Below are 4,703 nucleotides of genomic sequence, written 5' to 3'. Positions count from 1 at the left end.
CTGATGAGACTGAAAACGTTCGATTTCATCTGCCATACTCACTTCCCTTCTGCCATACGTGCAGCCACTGACTGCTGAATCTCTGCCGTAATATCTTCTGCGCCGCCCACAACGGCCGGTGCCACAATAATGACGGCCCGGTGATCGCGCTGATATGCCGTCAGACTGTCAGAGAGTGCACGGTTAAAACGTGCAGTCAGCGCCTTTATCTGAGCTTCATCCAGTGCCTGCGCCGCAGCCTGTGACATAAAACTGTTCACGGTTCCGGCCATATCAAAACTGACCGTTTTTGGCTGGCGCCACTCTGTCAGTAACAGGGAGACCGCCGCATTCAGCACCATCATGCCCGCCACCACACCGGCAACAGACTTCAGATAACGACGGCGACGGGAGCATTTAGTGGGGGATTTTTCCGGTGTAGCGGCAGAGGAAATCAGTGATTGTGTTTTATCCATTCCGTCAGTGTCTCCATTTCCTGCGGGAACTTACGCCAGGCCAGTTCTCCGATGATGTCGTGGATATCTTTACCGGCACGGAGTCCGGCTTCACGGTAGTCAAAATCCTCACCATCGGATGAGAACATGACGCGACTGATAGGGTCGAGCAGCAGACGGTGGAATGATGTCTGCCCCCCGTAACGCAGCATAAAGGCACTGAAATGCGCCTCACGGGCTGCCGGAAAGCCCTCGATGACCTCCCGTTCAAACCGGTTAAACTGTTCCGGGTTATCCAGGCAGTATTTACGGAACGCATCGCGGTTCTGACGCAGGATGATTTTGAAGGAGGAGTTCGCCCAGGCCGCTTTCGCCGCGCCACTGGCTTTCTGCCCGTCGAAGTCTTCAATCCCCTGGGTGATGGTGATATAGGCCCCGTTGTATTTACGCGCCGTGCGGTAGCCGTTCTCAATAAAGTCTTCCGCCCGCTTGTTGTCCTTCGACAGCAGCTTCCAGGCCTCATCAATCAGACAGACCTTGTGTTGCTGACGGTCGGAGAGATACATCCGCTGCTCGACGTAAATCATCATCGAGAACATCACGGCAGCCAGCAGGTCAGGCTTGTCCTTCAGCTCCCCCATCTCCAGTACGGAGAAACGCACATTGTCATCCAGTGACGGCTTTTCACTGTTGAAGTACTCGCCATAAAGCCCCCAGGAGCAGTACTTTTCCAGACCGACGATAATCTCATCCATACGCGAACGCACGGTGGTGGTATCGCGGTATTCCGGCTGCTCCAGCGCTTTCCGCATGTAGTGCACGATATCGTCAATCTGGGCTGTGTTCTCCTTCTGGTCCCAGACTTCCTTAACCGCTTTCAGTAACAGCGACATAAAGGTGTCATCGCAGTTACCGGACGGGTTGGCCAGCACGACCAGCAGGTTGCGGACACTCTCGGCGGATGCTCTAATGTCCTTAATGTTGGCAAAGGGGTTGAAGCGCAGGTCGAGCGCGTTCAGGTATACCCCGCCCACATTACGGCAGAGTCCCTTGTAGGAGTCCCCCATATCAAACACCCAGGCCCGGCCACCGCTGTCCAGCACCTGCCGGATGATGCCCTGCATCAGGAATGACTTACCGCCCCCGGAGGTACCGGTGACGGAGAGGTTGTTGTTATCCGTATCCAGCCCCGCATTGCGGTCGAACAGGTTCAAAAAAGAAAGTTGGTTGCGGTAAGACGGTATGGGCAGCCCCTGCAGGCAGACCTGGTTATCCGCCACCACCGGCAGAATATTGGCCACATTGCTGGCCCGTGCCCGCTGAATAGCATTCGAACGACAGATATCGCTCCACAGCCCTTCCGGCATCATGAACGGAAAGACGGAGAGGTAATTACGCAGCTGCATAAACTCCGGCATATACATCGACAGCCCGTTACGGCGGAAGGTGTTCAGCACCGCCATCTCCGTTTCCAGCGCCACTTCATCCCTGTCCTCACAGAACAGCGTGACGTTAAAGTAAAAACGCGCCAGTGAATCCTGGTTGGTGCTGAGGGATTCACGCAGCCCGCCCCACTCTGCAGCCTGCTTTTTCACCGACGGCACAAACTTTGCAAAGGGGGAGTTGGCCTTTTTGTCCAGCTGGATAAATTTGCGGTTGGCCTCCCGCTGGGTACCGGCCTGCTCCTCCACTTCCAGCGCCAGCGTCATTACAAACGGGCAGGAAATGGTGCACAGCGGGTCCGTGACGTTGCTGATATTGTCCCCCATCTGCCACAGGGCATACGGTTTCTCCGGATTTTTTTCCAGCATGAAATTAAGAATGCGTGTGCGCTCACGTTCGCCACCACGTTGTGACTGCAGGCTCTGTTCAATGCGATCCGGATGCAGCATCAGCCGCAGGGAACGGTCAATACATTCTGTATTCAGCGGCTCAAACTCCGCCACATCCCCGCCCGGGGGTTCAGTATTGCCATGCCGGAAATTGGCCAGTTCACGCACCAGAGAAACCAGCCCGTGTTTATCCACCCGCGTCGACCACAGGCCGGCAGAAGCCAGACCAGCCACAACACGGTTGGCCACCTGGTTCAGCTCAGTTTTCTTCTGTTCCGTCAGGCTGCTGACCTCTTCCGCATACGAGACAAACAGACGGTAATGACGCAGCGTCAGCGGATAGCCTTTTTTATTGGCAAATTTTGTCAGGGCGGCCCGTTCATAATAGGCACGGGTGATGGCATTGAATTCATCCCCCCGCTTTCCCTGCCAGCGAAAATCAGCCAGCCCACGCTCCAGCATCGGACGCACACAGGGAGAACCAACCAGCATGAATGTCAGTGGGACTTTACGGGGGATTTTGTCCCGCAAAAAATAATCCAGTGATTTACTGATGGCTTCATTGGCACCGGATAACGGCGCACACTCGAGGATAAACCCTGCCGTTCTGGCATTAATGAACAGCTCACTGTCCGGATCATACCGGCGGTACGGCAGAAGACTGGCGAAAGACGGATAATCCATTTCATCCAGGATTTGCTGCGCCTGCTGGCTGCCATCCGGCGTTTTCCAGCCACCCAGCAACTGCGACAGTAATACCTGCCAGCCTTTTACCTCCTGCTGTTCCGGTTGTCTTTCCCTGCTCACTCTTTACCCCCCTGCTGATGTAACCAGCGCGACGGCGTGACCTCAAAGGCCACCAGTGACGGCTGATGCCATACATCCTGTTCATCAGTCCAGGCGGCAATCCACATCCGGGCCGTTGTCGCCTGTAACCGGACGGGTTCCTGCGCCGCGCGCCGGGATTTCTGGCGTGTGCTGTCACCGTCAGTAACAATGCGGCTCCCCGTCGCGGTGTTTCCTGATGTCCGGGATGATACCGGTGAAGCCACTGAATCCGGTGCTCCTGCAGGTGTCTTTACGGCAAAAGGGACGGTTCTGGTTAAAGGTTGTGAACCGGAAGCGGCAAGGCGGGGAAGTGAGGACTGTTTTGTTGCTTCAGAACGTTCAGTGGCTGAGCGGGCTTTATTGTTCGCCTCATCCATTGTCATACAGCTGTTACTGGCTGTGGCATTGCAGTCAAATTCACTCTTCATTCCCGCACAACCACTCAGCAATAAAGCCAGTGCCACGGGTGTCAGATACAGAATCTTCATTTCTTTCTCCGTTATTTGGGCGTCTGTATGGCAGGCACCGTATCCCCGAGATTAAGTTCCTGCAGCATCTGCTGTGATACCTGAATACCGTTATCCACCACCGCTTTCGCCTGACGCGCCGGCGTGGATGCCTTGTCCTCGTCCGTGTACTTCAGCTGAAAACCTTCCTGAAATACCACCGTCACTTCCGTTCCTGCCCCTACCGGGATGACCGGGTGATACTGCTCTGCCCGCTTGATGTAATAATCACTCAGCGTTTTACCGACCTGCGATGCCCCGCCACCCAACGCGCTGTTCATCACTGAACTGCCGGAAACCGAGGCCACAGCCCCCGCACCCGGTGTTTCCTGACCAATTTTGGCCACACCGCTGCCAATACCATCCACGGCACCGGCTGCAAATGCCCAGCCAATAATTTTGCCGTTACGCATGACCGGCTCACCTTTGATGCCGTTCTTCCCTTTAAAAGAAACATGGCCTTTAAAAGGCATATCAATCACATGCCCGTTTTTATGGCAGGAAAGACGATCGGTACGGATCAGCGCCCGCTCACTGGAGATATCACCATAGGCCCCGGCGGTGACCATACAGCCTGTCAGATCATACGTTTTATCGTTGGGCATCCTGACCAGGCCGGTCAGGCGGAACTGCATCGGGGACGGATCGCTGTTACCGGTGACGGAGGCATTGGCATCGGCCCCTTCAATAACAACCGCCGGCGCAAAGCTGGCTGACGGGATATAAGGCAGAGGTGGTTTATTGCTGACAGCAGATTTTTCACCATAATCCACGGTCATTGAGGACAGCCCTTTCTCAGGCTTTGGTGTCACCTGATACTGCGTGACCGGTGCCAGATTTACGTTCTCATTACCACTGCCCGGCGGGTAAAATGTGGTTGGAGGTGGAACAGCCGCGCCCGGGCCAAAAGAAGGTGCAGGTTGCCCGGCGGGTAATTCCGGTGCGCTGTTTTCTTTCATTGCCTCCTGTTCGGCCCGCAGGATAGCCAGCTCATTCTCCTGCTCTTCAATTTTGGCCCGGTAGTCCTGCTCCCGCTGCTCCATTTTCGCCAGACGGGATTCAAAGGCTTTCAGCTTCTTTTCCGCCTCACTGGCGGGATGCTG

At 55.4% G+C, this 4,703-nt stretch carries 4 protein-coding genes; all 4 read right to left on the bottom strand.

Translation table 11 applies throughout. The features are described from left to right. Positions 1-38 precede the first annotated feature (38 nt). Positions 39-455, bottom strand: a complete 417-nt coding sequence (trbI, locus tag EQY_RS0122350) for a type-F conjugative transfer system protein TrbI (protein ID WP_000361871.1) — start codon at positions 453-455, stop codon at positions 39-41. Beyond that, positions 434-3,073, bottom strand: coding sequence for a type IV secretion system protein TraC (traC, locus tag EQY_RS0122345; protein WP_000085832.1), 2,640 nt, complete (start codon positions 3,071-3,073; stop codon positions 434-436). The genes trbI and traC overlap by 22 nt, the downstream gene beginning before the upstream one ends. Continuing rightward, entirely contained in the window at positions 3,070-3,582 is a 513-nt protein-coding gene (traV, locus tag EQY_RS0122340; RefSeq protein WP_000699799.1) for a type IV conjugative transfer system lipoprotein TraV, read from the bottom strand. The genes traC and traV overlap by 4 nt, the downstream gene beginning before the upstream one ends. A gap of 11 nt (positions 3,583-3,593) precedes the next feature. Then, positions 3,594-4,703: TrbI/VirB10 family protein (locus tag EQY_RS0122335; RefSeq protein WP_000300962.1), on the bottom strand; the 1,110-nt coding region annotated here is incomplete at its 5' end.

This window comes from Escherichia sp. TW14182 (genome assembly GCF_000208525.1).
Classification (GTDB): Bacteria; Pseudomonadota; Gammaproteobacteria; order Enterobacterales; family Enterobacteriaceae; genus Escherichia; species Escherichia ruysiae.
The sequence above is the reverse complement of the archived record's forward strand: the minus strand, read 5'-3'. Positions and strand labels throughout refer to the sequence as shown.

Coding starts and splice junctions, on each gene's coding strand:
- trbI (WP_000361871.1), bottom strand. CDS start 455: ATGGATAAAACACAATCACTGATTTCCTCTGCCGCTACACCGGAAAAA.
- traV (WP_000699799.1), bottom strand. CDS start 3,582: ATGAAGATTCTGTATCTGACACCCGTGGCACTGGCTTTATTGCTGAGT.